Source organism: Flavobacterium chungangensis, assembly GCF_042654045.1.
In the GTDB taxonomy this organism is placed as follows: domain Bacteria; phylum Bacteroidota; class Bacteroidia; order Flavobacteriales; family Flavobacteriaceae; genus Flavobacterium; species Flavobacterium chungangensis.
In genome coordinates this window covers 174,572-189,462 of record NZ_JBHSFY010000013.1, presented here as the reverse complement: position 1 = coordinate 189,462, position 14,891 = coordinate 174,572, and the positions used below count along the sequence as shown (strand labels likewise).

The 14,891-nt window shown below is 34.6% G+C and carries 16 protein-coding genes; 10 read left to right on the top strand and 6 right to left on the bottom strand.

What is annotated here, in order from left to right; translation table 11 throughout:
- Positions 1-6: 6 nt before the first annotated feature.
- Entirely contained in the window at positions 7-93 is an 87-nt protein-coding gene (locus ACFO3N_RS19235) for an IS3 family transposase (protein WP_379796460.1), read from the top strand.
- A 65-nt stretch (positions 94-158) separates the two neighbouring features.
- Here ACFO3N_RS19235 and ACFO3N_RS19230 read toward each other — a convergent pair whose 3' ends face one another.
- The 5 genes from ACFO3N_RS19230 to ACFO3N_RS19210 form a co-directional block, all read right to left on the bottom strand.
- Positions 159-1,028 carry a tetratricopeptide repeat protein gene (locus ACFO3N_RS19230; RefSeq protein ID WP_379800484.1) on the bottom strand — a complete coding sequence of 290 codons (870 nt, stop codon included), beginning with the start codon at positions 1,026-1,028 and terminating at the stop codon, positions 159-161.
- Positions 1,029-1,058: 30 nt separating this feature from the next.
- Positions 1,059-1,247 (bottom strand): hypothetical protein, encoded by a 189-nt coding sequence (locus ACFO3N_RS19225; RefSeq protein WP_379800482.1) that lies wholly within the window; start codon positions 1,245-1,247, stop codon positions 1,059-1,061.
- Between the two features lie 73 nt (positions 1,248-1,320).
- Positions 1,321-1,557: a hypothetical protein gene (locus ACFO3N_RS19220; protein ID WP_379800480.1), complete on the bottom strand. Its 237-nt coding sequence runs from the start codon at positions 1,555-1,557 to the stop codon at positions 1,321-1,323.
- Positions 1,558-1,775: 218 nt separating this feature from the next.
- Entirely contained in the window at positions 1,776-2,426 is a 651-nt protein-coding gene (locus tag ACFO3N_RS19215) for a hypothetical protein (RefSeq protein ID WP_379800478.1), read from the bottom strand.
- A gap of 13 nt (positions 2,427-2,439) precedes the next feature.
- The gene (locus ACFO3N_RS19210; RefSeq protein WP_379800476.1) at positions 2,440-3,477 is read right to left on the bottom strand and encodes a succinylglutamate desuccinylase/aspartoacylase family protein; all 1,038 of its coding nucleotides are present in this window, start codon (positions 3,475-3,477) and stop codon (positions 2,440-2,442) included.
- 303 nt (positions 3,478-3,780) lie between these two features.
- On the opposite strand from ACFO3N_RS19210, the gene ACFO3N_RS19205 reads away from it, so the two are divergent.
- The 7 genes from ACFO3N_RS19205 (at position 3,781) to ACFO3N_RS19175 (ending at position 12,511) form a co-directional block, all read left to right on the top strand.
- Positions 3,781-4,140 carry a hypothetical protein gene (locus tag ACFO3N_RS19205; protein ID WP_379800474.1) on the top strand — a complete coding sequence of 120 codons (360 nt, stop codon included), beginning with the start codon at positions 3,781-3,783 and terminating at the stop codon, positions 4,138-4,140.
- A gap of 225 nt (positions 4,141-4,365) precedes the next feature.
- A complete protein-coding gene (locus ACFO3N_RS19200) occupies positions 4,366-5,460 on the top strand; it encodes an efflux RND transporter periplasmic adaptor subunit (protein ID WP_379800472.1) in 1,095 nt (364 codons plus the stop codon).
- Positions 5,461-5,510: 50 nt separating this feature from the next.
- Positions 5,511-8,633: an efflux RND transporter permease subunit gene (locus ACFO3N_RS19195; RefSeq protein WP_379800470.1), complete on the top strand. Its 3,123-nt coding sequence runs from the start codon at positions 5,511-5,513 to the stop codon at positions 8,631-8,633.
- A gap of 203 nt (positions 8,634-8,836) precedes the next feature.
- Positions 8,837-10,327: a TolC family protein gene (locus ACFO3N_RS19190; protein ID WP_379800468.1), complete on the top strand. Its 1,491-nt coding sequence runs from the start codon at positions 8,837-8,839 to the stop codon at positions 10,325-10,327.
- 156 nt (positions 10,328-10,483) lie between these two features.
- On the top strand, positions 10,484-11,044 hold the full coding sequence (locus ACFO3N_RS19185; protein ID WP_379800466.1) for a Crp/Fnr family transcriptional regulator: 561 nt from the start codon (positions 10,484-10,486) through the stop codon (positions 11,042-11,044).
- A gap of 242 nt (positions 11,045-11,286) precedes the next feature.
- Positions 11,287-11,613, top strand: a complete 327-nt coding sequence (locus ACFO3N_RS19180; protein WP_026728926.1) for a DMT family transporter — start codon at positions 11,287-11,289, stop codon at positions 11,611-11,613.
- 451 nt (positions 11,614-12,064) lie between these two features.
- On the top strand, positions 12,065-12,511 hold the full coding sequence (locus tag ACFO3N_RS19175; RefSeq protein ID WP_095927505.1) for a GNAT family N-acetyltransferase: 447 nt from the start codon (positions 12,065-12,067) through the stop codon (positions 12,509-12,511).
- A 3-nt stretch (positions 12,512-12,514) separates the two neighbouring features.
- Here ACFO3N_RS19175 and ACFO3N_RS19170 read toward each other — a convergent pair whose 3' ends face one another.
- Positions 12,515-13,378, bottom strand: coding sequence for a LysR family transcriptional regulator (locus tag ACFO3N_RS19170; RefSeq protein ID WP_379800464.1), 864 nt, complete (start codon positions 13,376-13,378; stop codon positions 12,515-12,517).
- A 63-nt stretch (positions 13,379-13,441) separates the two neighbouring features.
- Here ACFO3N_RS19170 and ACFO3N_RS19165 point away from each other — a divergent pair, with 63 nt between their 5' ends.
- Together ACFO3N_RS19165 and ACFO3N_RS19160 are read left to right on the top strand one after the other, a co-directional pair.
- Positions 13,442-13,963 (top strand): GNAT family N-acetyltransferase, encoded by a 522-nt coding sequence (locus tag ACFO3N_RS19165; RefSeq protein WP_379800462.1) that lies wholly within the window; start codon positions 13,442-13,444, stop codon positions 13,961-13,963.
- A gap of 1 nt (position 13,964) precedes the next feature.
- Positions 13,965-14,852: a DMT family transporter gene (locus ACFO3N_RS19160; RefSeq protein ID WP_379800460.1), complete on the top strand. Its 888-nt coding sequence runs from the start codon at positions 13,965-13,967 to the stop codon at positions 14,850-14,852.
- The last annotated feature ends 39 nt before the right edge of the window (positions 14,853-14,891 follow it).

Below are 14,891 nucleotides of genomic sequence, written 5' to 3'. Positions count from 1 at the left end.
GAGTATATTAATTATTATAATAATGACAGAATAAAACTTAATCTAAAAGCAATGAGCCCGATACAATATCGAGCTCATTATTATAAAACTTAGTTATTAATTTGTCTAAACTTTTGGGTGCAGTCTAAATTATAAGTCTGCCTTTTTTTATTTAAGTTTTATTCTATTTTAATGTTGTTTTTCTCTGCAATTTTTTTGAACACATCCTCTTTGTTTTCCGATTTCATTTTCTGGTAAAGAGCCCCAATAAGCTGTTCCGAATCTTTTGCATATTCTGAGTTTTCATTGGTATAAATGATATGGGCCAAAAAAAGATTATCCAACGCTTTTTCATCATCTTTTAGCATGAAGTAGTTTTTTCCAGCACCAAAATAGCCTTCAGCATTGTCTGGATGATATTGAATTAGTTTTTCATAATAACTTATCGCAGTTTGATAATCAGATTTAAAAGTATAGGCAACACCAATATTCATCAAGCCAAAATTTCCTTCGGGATAAATTTCGAGCGATTTTTTGTAATATTTAATGGCATTATCATAATCGTTTAACTGTCTGTAAGAAACCGCCATATCATCAAGAGCAAGAACAAAATTTGGATCTTCTTTTAAAGCTAGCTGAAAACTTTCAATAGCCATTTTATAGTTGCTCTGGCGCATAAAATCTTTTGCAATTACATAAGAGTTCTGTGCGTTTTGGTTCTTTGATTTGCTATAAAAAACATCGTCTTTGTTTTCCGTTAATTCTGGAACCAGATTTGGACATTTTTTTGAAATGACACCTTGAACTTTCAAAATCATACCCTGAATGCCTTCAACTGTATTTATTGATTCTCTAACTTTAGGATCTTTATCTGTCAAGATTAGTTCGCTCATTGGTTTAGTTAGACAATCTCTATAAACATCTTCGGTAATTTTTGAACTTTTTTCTAAACACTCGCATGCTTTTGTGGCGATTTTTTCTTCAACGGTTTGTGCATTCATTGCTAAAAAGCCGCTAAAAGTTAAAATTAACGAGAAGTTTTTTTTCATTTTAAATGATTAAAGGTTAGAACGATTTTCTTATTCTGGTTTAACAACTGCTGGTTTCAAAGTATCTTTACTTACCGCCAAACTATCTACTGGCACAACAGGCTCAAGAGGTTTTACTGACGGTACATATCTTTTGATTTTCTGCTGTATTAATATGGCACCCAGCTCTCCGAAGTCTTTCTTAATAGTGCTGCGCAAATGTCTCCGACTTTGCGCCATCGCAGCTCTTTAATTCAAATTTAGAACTCTTTGTAGAGCGGGAGTTAAACTGGAATGAAAATTATTTGCAGATTTACAGATCTTCATAAGTAAATCTTTTAGAAAATCTAGCTTCATTTTCATTGACAATAGAAACTTCCAATTCATTATTATTTTTGACTATTTCTGCAGCTTTTTTTTCAGCGCTCTCCAAGTCAAAAAATGGCAATCTAGGAATATTCCCCTGCCCATCAAAGTCATTAAATCTAGTTTTACAATCTAACTCTAGAATAATTCCCGTGCGATATTCGCAAATCATTATAAAATACATATTCCATTACAGTTTAAAGTTAGCATGGTAATTATCGAAATGCTCATTAAGGATTTAATATTATAGAGGTTAAACCAGCTCTCTGAAGTCTTCCTTAATAGTGCTGCGCAAATGTCTTTGAGACATTTGCGTAACTCTTTAATTCAAATTTTGAACTTCTTTGTATAGAGAGAAAAATGCTGTGTTAGACAATTCTAAAACTAGAAAAACTAATCTACTTATTGCAAAATTAAATTTACTTTGTTCGATTCAATTTTCAAATTATAAAGTTTATAATTCAACTGCTTCAACTTATTTAATATCTCAGAACTCAGAAATAAAGACTCTAATTCTTCCTGTTTTTTTCTATAATAATAGGAGACTTTTAATTCTTTTTCATTTTTATAATCTTTAATCTCCCAAAAACAATCATTTGAAAGTTTTACCTGTAAATTGATTGGTACATTTATAACCTTTTTTTGGCCTGCTTTTAATAGAATAAAATCTTCTATTTTAATACTTTTTTTCTTTTGCATCCATTTCTCATCAAAACTTCTCGATATCGGATCTACATCTTCATCAAAACAATTATTTGATTGCCAACTTAAGTTTTCATTATTAAAATTATACACAATCATATGTACTAAAAAAAAACTCGTCTCATTTGTTGGTAACATAAAATTCCATTTTTCACTGTCAACAGAGTTTAAAATTGGAAGATAATAATTATAAGATGAATTATTACTAATCAACAATTTAGCATAACTATTGTTTTTTAAAACTTTGTCAACTATTTCCAATGTTATATCCTTCGCTCTTTTTTCTTGCGAAAAGCATAAATTTAAAAATAAAAAAAAACTAATTGCAGTTACTTTTAATGCTTTAATCATCTTTTAAGTTTATCTAATATCCAATACAAAAAACAGTCTCACCTTTATTCACTGGCGGAGTTCCAATTTTATATAAAATAATTCCAGTTGTGGGTGATTTAATTTCGATTAAAACCTTTCCAAATTCATTAGAAACAAATCCGATTTTATCACCTTTTTTTATGTAATCTCCGCTTTTTAAAGTACTATTAAAAATTCCAGCAACTTCTGCTTTTACATACTCCTGATTGTTCAAATAAACGGCTGATGGATTTTTCACAGGAGCTGTTCCGTTGCTGTACATTTCCATGTAATTGAGCATATTATAAACTGCTTTTTTGATCAAATGTACCGATTCTGTCTGCACATTTCCTAATTTACCAGCTTCGATACTTAAAGCTGTTTTTCCGTTCTGAGAAGCTTGTTTGAAAGCATATTTTGCAGGTTCGGTTTTCGTAATCGTGTACGGATAAGAAACAATATGATTGATTCCTGAAATCTCTGAAAGTTTATTGCTTAAAAGCGTTTTCTTTTCTTCTGATGCATTATTGTAGTAACAAACAAAAGGAAGCAAATCTTCATTGGCATCGCCACCATGAATATCCAAAAAAACATCCGATTGCGGAATAATCTGCTTCGTGATATAATTAGCAATCTGTTCTGTAATAGTTCCTGTTTCTGAGCCTGGAAAAGCATTATTCAAATTTTTATGGTCTGACGGATTTACAAATGGTGTTCTTTTATAAAATGAACCAACATTGGCAATTGGAACCACAATCAAAGTTCCTTTCAACTTTTTCGGATCTATTTCTTTGATTAATTCCTGAACTGCTGTAATTGGCGGATATTCAAAACCATGTATTCCCGCAATAATGGTAAAAACAGGTCCTTTTTCTTTTCCAGAAAGTATCGTTACAGGTATGTAATTATAAGGCGAGTCTGTTTTAAAATGAACCAAAGTGTCGGTTCTTTTTGCAATGTTTTCTTTTATTAATTTTTCTAGATTTTGTCCATAACTAATTACACTCATCAATAGCATTAATTTTGTTCCAAAAAGCTTTAAATAATTCACGTGGTATTCTTTTTATTATGGGAAACAAAGTTTGCTTCCTTATATTCTTATAGCGCAAAGATAAAAAAGTTTACTATTTTAATAAATTCTCAAAATCCAATCGATACTAACTTATTAATAAGTAACACAATAAAAAATTAAAACCTTAAAAACCAACTTCAAATATTATCAAATTTTTAAATCTCACAGTTTTTAGAAAAATTTTAAGAAACCTTACTTTTCAAATTACTATATTTGGCGCACTTTAAACAAATATATTCCCTCTTTCTAAGGAACAAAATTATATAATCTGCTGTACTGTAAATGAAACCCACCAAGTTCATATATGTCGTTTTACTATCGCTACTTTCTTTTTTTAGAGGTACCGAGACGTATTCGCCAATTTATAGTGCTAGCAGTTGCATTACCTTAGATAGTGTTGCAGCAGACGACACGCAGATTTTTTCTTCTGACTTTTCTTCTTCTAAAAATCTAGAAGTCCATTATAAGCTCAAAAAGAAAATAAAATGCAGAGCGACTACTTTGGAACAAAGTACAATCAAAGCTCCGTATTTTAGCAATTTAGTCAACTTCAAAGTCTATAAAGAGACTTTAATATATGGTATAGCTTCAATATACCACATCGAAAGACATCCTCATCTTCATTTGTATCAACTTTTCTAGGCTTTAAATTTTTGTCATTTTATAGAATAATTTCTCCTTTGCTTATGCAATTGAGCTGCTATTGCTATAAAAACATTCTCAAAACAGTACTTTTCTAAACGGAGAAGCATCCAAAATCCATTTTTATCTTTTGTTTCGATTGTTGTCGAAAACAGAATCCAAATTCATACTCCCGATATTTTAGTATCAAGGGAGAAAATCTATTTATTCAAAAATTTAAACCTAATGATGAGCATTTATAAAAATCCATTTCTTTTATGCACCTTGGCTTTATTCGTTTTAGTCTCGTGCGGAGATAAATCAAAAAAAGATTCAAACAACATAAAAACGTTTCCTGTTTATAAGGTAACTTTAAAAGACACTATAGTTTCGAGCAAATTTGTTGCCGATGTACATGCTAAAAACAATGTAGAAATTCACGTTCGTATTCCTGGTTTATTAGACAAGGTATACGTTAGCGAAGGACAAAAAGTAAAAAAAGGGCAAATCCTTTTTAAAATAAGCGATGTTGAACTTCAGATTCAGTTGCTAAAAGCTGAAGCCGTTTACAAAAGCGCAAAAGCCGATTTAAGAATTGCCTCTGTAGAACTAGAACAGGCGCAAACCCTTTTCAATAAAAAAGTAATTGCAGACAAGGAATTAGAATTATCCAAAGCAAAATATGAAGCCACTTCCGCGAAATTGGCTCATGCAGCTGCCGAAAGAAAAGCAATCAATCAGCAGATTAGCTTTACCACGATCCGCGCGCCATTTGACGGAACAGTTGACCGTATTCCGTTTAAAGAAGGAAGTTTAGTAGAAAATGGTTCATTATTGACTACTGTTTCTCAATTAGACGATGTGTACGCCTATTTCTCAATTCCTGAGAATACCTATTTCCAAATGATGGAAGACAAAACCTTAAACACGCAGGGCGATATTAGATTGGTATTGCCAAACGGACAAGTCTACGATCAAAAGGGAGAATTAAGAACTGCTGATGGAGATATCGACAAACAAACCGGTTCGATTCAATACAAAGCAAAATTTCATAATCCGCAAGGATTTATCAAACACGGAACTTCTGGAAAACTGATTATTTCAGAGCCAAAAACCAATGCAATTTTAATTCCGCAGAAAGCTGTTTTTTCTATTCAGGACAAACAATACGTTTTCCGCGTGAACAAAGATGGAGTAGTTAAAATGACGAATGTTACAATTGAAACCACTCTAGATGATGTGTATATCTTGAACGAAGGTCTAAAAAGCGACGACCTAATTGTGCAAGAAGGTACGCAATCATTGAGAGACGGCGATAAAATCAACATGAAACAAATGTAGGTTATTGACCTGCAAAACAGTTATTTAATTATTTATCTAAAAAATTTAAAATGATAGAGTTATTTATCAGAAGGAAAATATTGTCATTAATCATCTCGGTTATGATAGTCCTTCTGGGATTGCTGGCGTTGTTTCAGCTTCCCATTACCCAATTCCCAGACATTGTACCACCGTCTGTAACCGTTACAGCAAAATATACAGGAGCAAATGCAGAGGTTTCGGCCAATGCCGTTGCCCTTCCGTTAGAAAGAGCCATAAATGGAGTACCCGGAATGACGTATATGTCAACCGTAACTTCTAACGATGGTTTGACCTTAATTCAGGTTTTCTTTGAAGTAGGAACCGATCCCGATCTGGCTGCCGTAAACGTGCAGAACAGGGTTACCACGATTCTGGACGAACTTCCAGAAGAGGTAATTCGTGCCGGAGTTACAACCGAAAAAGAGGTAAACAGTATGTTGATGTACTTGAATATTACAAGTACCGACAAAACTCAAGATGAGCAGTTTATCTTCAACTTTACCGATATTAATATTCTTCAGGAATTAAAGCGTATTGATGGTGTCGGACGTGCCGAAATCATGGGTCAGAAAGAATATTCGATGCGTGTTTGGTTAGATCCAGAAAAGATGCTTTCGTATAATATTTCGGCAAATGAAGTTATCAATTCACTTCAAAAACAAAACATTTCTGCCGCGCCAGGTAAAGTCGGTGAAGGTTCAGGACAAATGAACAATCAATTACAATATGTAATTAAGTATGGCGGAAAATTCTTCGAGCCAAAACAATATGAAGAAATTCCGTTAAGAGCTAATTCAGACGGAACTATTTTAAGATTAAAAGACATTTCGAAAATCGAATTTGGTGCGATGAGTTACGGAATGGTTTCTAAAACCGACGGAAAACCTTCGGCATCAATCATGCTAAAACAGCGTCCGGGTTCAAATGCTTCTGAAGTTATTGCGAGCGTAAAAGAAAAAATGTCCGAATTAAAAGGCTCTTCTTTTCCTCCAGGAATGGAATTCAACATTGCTTACGACGTTTCGCGTTTCCTTGACGCTTCTATTCATGAAGTATTGAGAACATTAGTTGAAGCCTTTATTTTGGTAGCATTTGTCGTTTTCCTTTTCCTTCAAGATTGGAGATCTACTTTAATTCCAGTATTGGCAGTTCCTGTGGCACTTATTGGTTCGTTTACCTTTATGTCGATGATGGGCTTCTCGATCAACTTATTAACGCTTTTCGCTTTAGTACTTTCTATAGGAATTGTGGTCGATAATGCGATTGTCGTAGTCGAAGCCGTTCACGTAAAAATCTCCGAAGAACATATGTCGCCAATGGAGGCTACCATTAGCGCTATGAAAGAAATTACAGGTGCCGTTATTGCGATTACTATTGTAATGGCTGCGGTATTTATTCCGGTTGCATTCTTGAGCGGTCCAGTCGGAGTTTTCTACAGGCAGTTCTCTTTAACAATGGCGATAAGTATCGTGATTTCTGGTATTAACGCCCTTACTCTTACTCCTGCCCTTTGTGCTATTATGCTAAAAGCCCATGATCCGAATAAAGAGAAAAAATCGCTTTTAGATCGTTTCTTCCATAGATTCAACCACTGGTTTGATAATATTACTTCAAAATATATCAAAGTATTGGTGAAGTTTGCCGATCGTAACACTGTTACAGTTGGTATATTAGTACTATTTTGCTTTTTAACTTGGGGAACAACCAAATTTTTGGCATCTGGATTTATCCCAACTGAAGATCAGGGAATGGTGTACGTAAGTGTTACAACGCCACAAGGAGCAACGGTAGAACGTACTGAAAAAGCTTTGGACGAAGTAACTAAAATTGCAAAAGGAATAAAAGGTGTAGATAACGTAACGACTCTGGCAGGATACAGTATTGTAACCGAAATCGCTGGAGCTTCATACGGAATGGGAATGATCAACTTAAAAGACTGGAGCGAACGTGATATTTCGGTAACCGAATTCATGGCAGAACTTACAGAAAAAACCAAAAACATTACCGACGCACAAATCGAGATTTTTGCTCCGCCAACCGTTCCTGGTTTTGGTAATACGAGTGGTTTTGAGCTTCGTTTGCTGGATAAATCTGGAGGAAGTATTACCAATACCGATAAAGTGACTAAAGAATTCATCAAAGAATTAAATGCTTCGCCAGAAATTCAGAATTCATTTTCTAGTTTTGATGCCACTTTCCCGCAGTATTTAATCCATATTGATTATGATTTGGCGGCCAAAAAAGGAATTTCGGTAGACAATGCCATGTCGACTTTACAAACTATGTTAGGTTCATTTTATGCAACCAACTTTATCCGTTTTTCTCAAATGTATAAAGTAATGGTTCAGGCAAGTCCGCAATTCCGTCAAAATCCAGAAAGTATTTTGGATATGTATCTGAAGAATGAAGCTGGCGAAATGGTTCCATTTTCTACTTTCATCAAATTAGAACGAGTTTACGGTCCAGAGGTTTTAACTCGTTACAATATGTATATGTCGGCTATGATTAACGGTGAACCTGCTGAAGGTTACAGTTCTGGAGATGCCATTGCCGCTGTTGAAAAAATTGCTGCAGAAAAACTGCCTAGCCGTTTTGAATTAGAATGGTCTGGTATGACGCGTGAAGAGATTTTATCAGGAAACCAGACGATCTACATTTTTGCGCTTTGTATACTATTTGTATACTTATTATTGGCCGCACAATACGAAAGTTTATTGCTTCCGTTCCCAGTATTATTGAGTCTTCCGGTTGGAGTTTTCGGTTCTTACATTGCACTTGTCATGGTCGGATTGGACAATAACATTTATGCCCAAGTAGCACTCGTCATGCTGATTGGTCTGCTTGCCAAGAACGCCATTCTGATTGTAGAATTTGCCATGGCGCAGAACAAGCTTGGACGTGATATTGTCGAAGCAGCGATCGAAGGAGCAAGACTTCGTTTCAGACCAATTTTAATGACCTCATTTGCTTTTATTTCAGGATTGATTCCGTTGTGTATCGCTTCTGGTGCAGGTGCAATTGGTAACCGTTCGATTGGTACAGCAGCTGCGGGAGGAATGTTAATTGGAACTGTGTTTGGTCTTTTAATCATTCCTGGACTTTACATACTGTTTGCAAAATTGGAAAAACGAATGAGCAAGTCAAACAATTAATTCGTTGATCAAAATAGATTAAATAAATCTATTTTGATCTGCAACAATCTTTTTAAAATCTGCGTGAAATATTTTTTTACGCATAGATTTTTTCACGCAGATTAATACAGATTAATACAGATTAAAGCAGATTTAACAGATTAATCTAAGCTAATGAATACGATTGAAAAATGCTTAGCAGATAGAACAAATAAAATTAAACAATGAAAGAGATATTAAATCAATATAAAAATACTGATATGATAAGGACAACCAAAAGCGCCGTTGTAATAACTGGAGTTTTACTTTTAACGGCTTGTTCGGCACCAAAAGTCAGTACTAAACTAGACGCAGCAAAGCTTCCAGAAAATTTTGATAGGGAGAAAAAAGAAGCCTCAACTGAAACTCAACCTTTTATTCCGTTAAAAACGGAGACATTTTTTAAAGATCCCAAATTAGAGGAAATATTAAAAAAAGCCATTACCAAGAATCCTGATTATTTAATTATGCAGGAAAGAATTTTAATTGCCAATTCGCATTTAAAAGTAGCAAAACTAGCACTTCTTCCTTCTTTAGATCTTGTGGCCGATGCTTCGGGAACACATTACGGAAAATATACAATGGATGGAGTTGGTAACTTTGATACCAATTTTTCTCAAAATATTAGCGACAAACAAAGAATCAACGAAGATGTCACTCCTAACCTATTTTTAGGAGCCAAAGTTTCTTGGGAAGCTGATATATGGGGGAAATTAAGCAATCGAAAAAAAGCAGCTCAACAGCGATTTTTTGCTTCTCAGCAAGGAATGCGTTTGCTGCAAACGCGTCTTTTAGGAGATGTTGCCGACTTGTATTTCAAATTGATCGCTTTAGACAAACAAGCCGCGATTTACGATAATAACTTGAAAACGCAGGAAAAAGCATTGGATATTGTTTCGGCACAAAGATCGGTTGGAAAAGCGACAGAATTGGCTGTACAGCAGTTTAATGCGCAAAACAATAACATTCACGCCGAAGCGTCAGAATTAAAGTTAAGCATTGATCAGACTGAAAAAGCGCTATTAACACTTTTAGGCGAATATGGCGGAAAAATTGACAGAAGCAGCGATTTCTTGTCTGGACATTTGGAGGTTTTAAACCAAAAAATCAGTGTGGATTCTATCATTCACAAAAGACCAGATGTATCTGAAGCTTACTTCGAATTGTTAGCCAGTAATGCAGATGCCAAATCGGCTCGTGCCGCTTTTTTCCCAACTGTAAATTTGGGCGGATATGCAGGATTCAATTCGTTTTCGTTCAACACTTTCTTTGACGCTGGTTCTTTCGCTTGGCAGATATTGGGCGGATTAACAGCTCCCGTTTTCAACAAAGGACAGATTAAACAAGAATTTTATGTTTCCAACAGAAAACAGGAAATTTCATTTCTGCAGTATCAAAATACGGTTACAACAGCTTTCAACGAGTTAAGTGCTCTATTGCATAGAAATCAAGCTTACGAAGATGTTTTAAAATATAAATTAAACGAAATTGATCATCTCGAAATTGCCGTAAATATCTCCAACGATTTGTATTTGAGCGGTTATGCTAATTATCTGGAAATCATCAATGCACAAAAAAATAAATTGCAGGCCGAATTGGATTTTGTCGATATCCAACTTCGAAATGCAAACTCTCAAGTATTGCTTTATAAAGCTTTAGGCGGAGGAATAAATTAGTTTATATGTTGGTCAAAAATGGCTTCTGTTTATAATAGCTCATCGCAGAGGTTGTTTTATATCCCATTTCTTTTTGAAATGGGATTTTTTTATTAAAGTAACTTCATTTTGCCGTTTTACTTTTTACCTTTATTCTAAAATACTAAAATTCCGTTGATGGATATTTCTAAAATTCTCGATCACATACACCAACTTCCTGAGCAGTCTAAACTTGCTCTGCAAAACAATGTTACAGAAATAGCCTTTTCTAAAGGGCACATTTTGCTAAAAGCTAACAAAGTAGAACCAAATATTTATTTTATAAAGAAAGGATTGGTAAGAGCTTATGTAGAAAGAGATAATGAAGTTACGTTTTGGTTTGGAAAAGAAGGAGAAACCATCATTTCGATGAAAAGTTATGTTGAGGATCAGCCTGGTTATGAAACTATCGAACTTTTGGAAGACTGTGAGTTGTACGAACTTAAAACCGAAAATCTAAGAAAACTCTTTAATGAAGATGTTCACATTGCCAATTGGGGACGAAAATTTGCCGAAAAAGAGTTGATCAAAACCGAAGAACGTTTGATTTCTAAACAGTTCAAAAATGCTTCTGAACGCTATTTGGAATTAATGAAAGATCATCCCGAACTCTTGCAAAGAGTACAATTAGGTCATATTGCCTCTTATTTGGGAATAACACAAGTCAGTTTAAGCAGAATACGTGCAGAAATAAAATAACCTGTTTAGATTTTTTTTCAAATCTATCCAATTAATTATATTTAAATCTGCTTTAATCTGTGTAAATCTGCGTGAAAAAATCATACGCAAAAGTATTTCACGCAGATTTTAAAAGATTTTAGCAGATCAAATTAGATTTTAATTCTTGAGCAGAACAGATTAAAATAACTTTCATTTTTTATCATTTGTTAAATTTTTTCTGATTTCCATAAAAGAACTTTGCATCACAAAATTTTAACTATATGAACTGGATTATTTTAATCATCGCGGGTCTATTTGAAGTAGCCTTCGCGTCATGTCTTGGAAAAGCAAAAGCAACTACAGGAACCGAAATGTACTATTGGTATATTGGTTTCTTTATATCATTAACGGTAAGCATGCTTTTATTAATGAAAGCTACAGAAACGCTTCCTCTAGGAACGGCTTATGCTGTCTGGACAGGAATTGGTGCTGTTGGAACGGTTCTAGTAGGTATCTTTGTTTTTAAAGAACCTGCAGCTTTCTGGAGATTGTTTTTCTTAGCAACATTGGTGGGTTCTATTGTTGGTTTAAAGGCGGTTTCTCACTAAAAATATATTTTACGATTATCCTCAACTTTGTCAAAGTTTCGAACTTTGACAAAGTTTTTTTGTTTTTAAACACATAGAAACATAGATTTTTATTTCTCAAAAAAAGAAAATTGAAAGAAACTAGTTTCTAACACATAGAATATTTACGCAATCTTGTCATTCCGAGGAACGAGGAATCACACGCGGGATTCGACAAAGATTGGAGACATTCTGTACGGAGCTACTTGCGGAGATTCCTCGTTCCTCGGAATGACAAACTGTTGACACAAACTGCTCGTAAAACTTTGTCAAAGTTTAAAACTTTGACAAAGTTTTCAATTTGGAATTTGGGATTTAAAATTTGGAATTTAAACAAACTAATGCGTTTCCAGCATCACATGATAAAAAAATAGCATTTTTAATCATTATTCTCTCATTTATCTTTGTCAAAAAAATAAAGCCTAAAATTAAAATGACATTCAGCCATTCCATTAAATCTTTTGACGAATTAACCAATCACGAATTGTATAATATGCTTCGATTAAGAAGCGACGTTTTTGTAGTCGAACAAAACTGCCCTTATCTCGATTTAGACAATAAAGACCAGAAAGGTTTTCATTTATTGTATTATGTCGATAACGAATTGGCAGGTGTGACTCGTTTACTTCCAAAAGGAGTATCGTATGATGAAGTTTCAATCGGAAGAGTTGTCATTGCAAGATCGCATCGCGGATTAGGTTTAGGAGTAAAACTAATGGAAGCTTCGATTGCGGGATGTGAAGAAAAGTTTGGAAAAGGTCCAATTAGAATCAGTGCGCAATACCATTTATCCAAGTTCTATCAATCTTTGGGATTTGTAGAGCAAGGAGAAGTGTATGATGAAGATGGGATTCCACATATCGGAATGCTGAGAGCTTAACGGTTACGGAATAATCAATTTTAAAACATTGGAAAGCACAGGATTATGATCTTCGGTTCTCCAATTGACATATAAATCGGTTTCTAGCGGTAATTTGATAAATCGGATTCCTGGAATTTCATGAAAGACATACGAATCGGGTAAAATCGCGATTCCAAGTCCCTTACGAACCAAAGCGATTATAGAAGAACCAAATTCAGAATGAAGATATACTTCTGGAGCGTTCTCCAACGAATGGAACAATCTTCGGATAATATCGCTGTAACTGCTGCCTTCATCATTGGTTGGTAAAATAAACTTCTGAGACGCAAGCGTTTCTTTAGTCAAATCCTCAGGCGTTTGATACGGATGATCTGCTGGAACCACAACCGCCAAATGATCGGTATGTATTTTTTGAGATTGAATGTCTTTTGCATTATTAATATCTCTGGTAATCGCCAGATCTATTTTATAATTTCGCAGAAAATCCTGCTGATTCTCGTACAGCACCTGAACCAGTTTGATTTTTAGTTTTGGAAAAGCTTCTGAAATACGCGATAAAATTTCGGGCATAAGAGAAGCCGAAATAGAATCGGGATGAGAAATGGTAATCGTACCGCTCTCGCCTAGTTGAATTTGGCGGGCAGATTGATGAATAAACTCCAGTTTACTCAATTCAACCTCCCATTTTTCTTTTAGGAACTGGCCAGTGGCAGTAAGTTTGACATTGCGTTTGTTACGCTCAAACAACTGAACGCCAAGCTGATTCTCAAGAGACTGAATCTGGCGGCTGAGTGCCGATTGTGTAATATTCATTTTTCCGGCAGTGTTCCAGAAATGAAGTTCGCGGGCCAAAGCCAAAAAATATTTAATCTGCTGTAAATCCATTGATGCAATTTACGCATTTATTGCAAACAAAAAATAGCTTTTAACGCATTAAAGAAATAAAAAATGAACACGATAAAAATAACCAAAGCCACAACCGATGACGTTTTAAAGCTTCAAGCAATTGGCCGACAAACCTTTTCTGAAACCTTCGCCGATGTAAACAGCGAAGAAAACATGAAAAAATATCTGGATGAAAGCTTTGCAACAGCAAAATTGGCTACTGAACTGGACAATCCGTCATCCTATTTCTATTTAGCTGTTTTAGACGAAAAAGTAGTGGGTTACCTGAAACTGAATACAGCCGATTCTCAAACCGAAAAAGAAGCTCTAAACGCTTTAGAAATAGAACGTATTTATGTAGCAAAGGAATTTCATGGCAAGAAAGTCGCGCAGGCGTTGTACGCTCAAGCAGAAGAAATTGCCGAAGAAATAAAAGCTTCGTACATGTGGCTGGGCGTTTGGGAAAAGAATTTCAGAGCGGTAAGTTTCTACACTAAAAATGGTTTTGTACAATTTGACACTCATATTTTTAGATTAGGCAACGATGAACAAACTGATTTAATGATGAAAAAAGTATTGATTTAAAATGGAAAGAAGACAGCTATTATTGTTTCTATTAATTCTTGGCACTGCCTTTTGGGGCGTTTCTTACTCCGTTACCAAAATGGCAATTGGCCACTATTCGCTCAACATTTTTTTATTTTATCGTTTCCTGCTGGCCGTAATGGTATTGAGCATTGTTTTTTGGAAATACGTTAAAGACATTAATCGAGAAGCTATTAAAACCGGTTTTATACTTGCCGTTCCCATGTTTTTAGGGATTCAATTACAGACGACCGCGTTAAAATATACCGATGCTTCACAATGTTCTTTCATAGCAGGACTGACCGTAATTATTATTCCGATGTTGAAGTTGGCGATTTACAGAACAAATACGCCTTTAAAGATTTGGATTGCCGCTCTCACCGCTTTAACGGGATTATTTATTATTGCTATAACAGATAAATTTACCATAAACGTTGGCGATTTATTTACAATCTCTGGCGCATTTGCTTTTGCCGTTTATCTAATTTCTGTTGAAAAACATTCAGCTGCCAAAAATCTTTTGTACTCGATTGTTCCTATGTTTGCGTTTTGTGCTTTATTTACTTTTTGTATTGCACTTACAGATTCTCAAGCGGTTTGGTTCCCTAAAAACGATACTTTTTGGCTTGGTGCTGTTTACTGTGCTTTGTTTTCTACAGCTTTTATGTATACGGTTTCAAACATTTCACAGCGTTATTTATCGGCAGAACGTGTAGCGGTTATTTATTTGTTTGAACCTGTTTTCGGGGCAATTGGAGCATTTTTTATTTTAGGAGAAAATCTTTCGTGGCGACTGCTTTTGGGCGGAACTTTAATTTTCTCGGCGACTATTATTTCTGAAGTCAATTTTAAAAGTAAAAAATTAAAAATGCTGATTAGAAAAAACTAATATTTTAAAAGATTTCACGCAGATTTAAAAAGATTTAAG

Excerpts from the sequence above, each read along its gene's own strand:
- ACFO3N_RS19195 (WP_379800470.1), top strand. The coding sequence starts at position 5,511 with ATGATAGAGTTATTTATCAGAAGGAAAATATTGTCATTAATCATCTCG.
- ACFO3N_RS19225 (WP_379800482.1), bottom strand. The coding sequence starts at position 1,247 with ATGGCGCAAAGTCGGAGACATTTGCGCAGCACTATTAAGAAAGACTTC.
- ACFO3N_RS19165 (WP_379800462.1), top strand. The coding sequence starts at position 13,442 with ATGAACACGATAAAAATAACCAAAGCCACAACCGATGACGTTTTAAAG.
- ACFO3N_RS19185 (WP_379800466.1), top strand. The coding sequence starts at position 10,484 with ATGGATATTTCTAAAATTCTCGATCACATACACCAACTTCCTGAGCAG.
- ACFO3N_RS19230 (WP_379800484.1), bottom strand. The coding sequence starts at position 1,028 with ATGAAAAAAAACTTCTCGTTAATTTTAACTTTTAGCGGCTTTTTAGCA.
- ACFO3N_RS19220 (WP_379800480.1), bottom strand. The coding sequence starts at position 1,557 with ATGTATTTTATAATGATTTGCGAATATCGCACGGGAATTATTCTAGAG.
- ACFO3N_RS19180 (WP_026728926.1), top strand. The coding sequence starts at position 11,287 with ATGAACTGGATTATTTTAATCATCGCGGGTCTATTTGAAGTAGCCTTC.
- ACFO3N_RS19190 (WP_379800468.1), top strand. The coding sequence starts at position 8,837 with ATGAAAGAGATATTAAATCAATATAAAAATACTGATATGATAAGGACA.
- ACFO3N_RS19170 (WP_379800464.1), bottom strand. The coding sequence starts at position 13,378 with ATGGATTTACAGCAGATTAAATATTTTTTGGCTTTGGCCCGCGAACTT.
- ACFO3N_RS19205 (WP_379800474.1), top strand. The coding sequence starts at position 3,781 with ATGAAACCCACCAAGTTCATATATGTCGTTTTACTATCGCTACTTTCT.
- ACFO3N_RS19175 (WP_095927505.1), top strand. The coding sequence starts at position 12,065 with ATGACATTCAGCCATTCCATTAAATCTTTTGACGAATTAACCAATCAC.
- ACFO3N_RS19215 (WP_379800478.1), bottom strand. The coding sequence starts at position 2,426 with ATGATTAAAGCATTAAAAGTAACTGCAATTAGTTTTTTTTTATTTTTA.
- ACFO3N_RS19200 (WP_379800472.1), top strand. The coding sequence starts at position 4,366 with ATGATGAGCATTTATAAAAATCCATTTCTTTTATGCACCTTGGCTTTA.
- ACFO3N_RS19160 (WP_379800460.1), top strand. The coding sequence starts at position 13,965 with ATGGAAAGAAGACAGCTATTATTGTTTCTATTAATTCTTGGCACTGCC.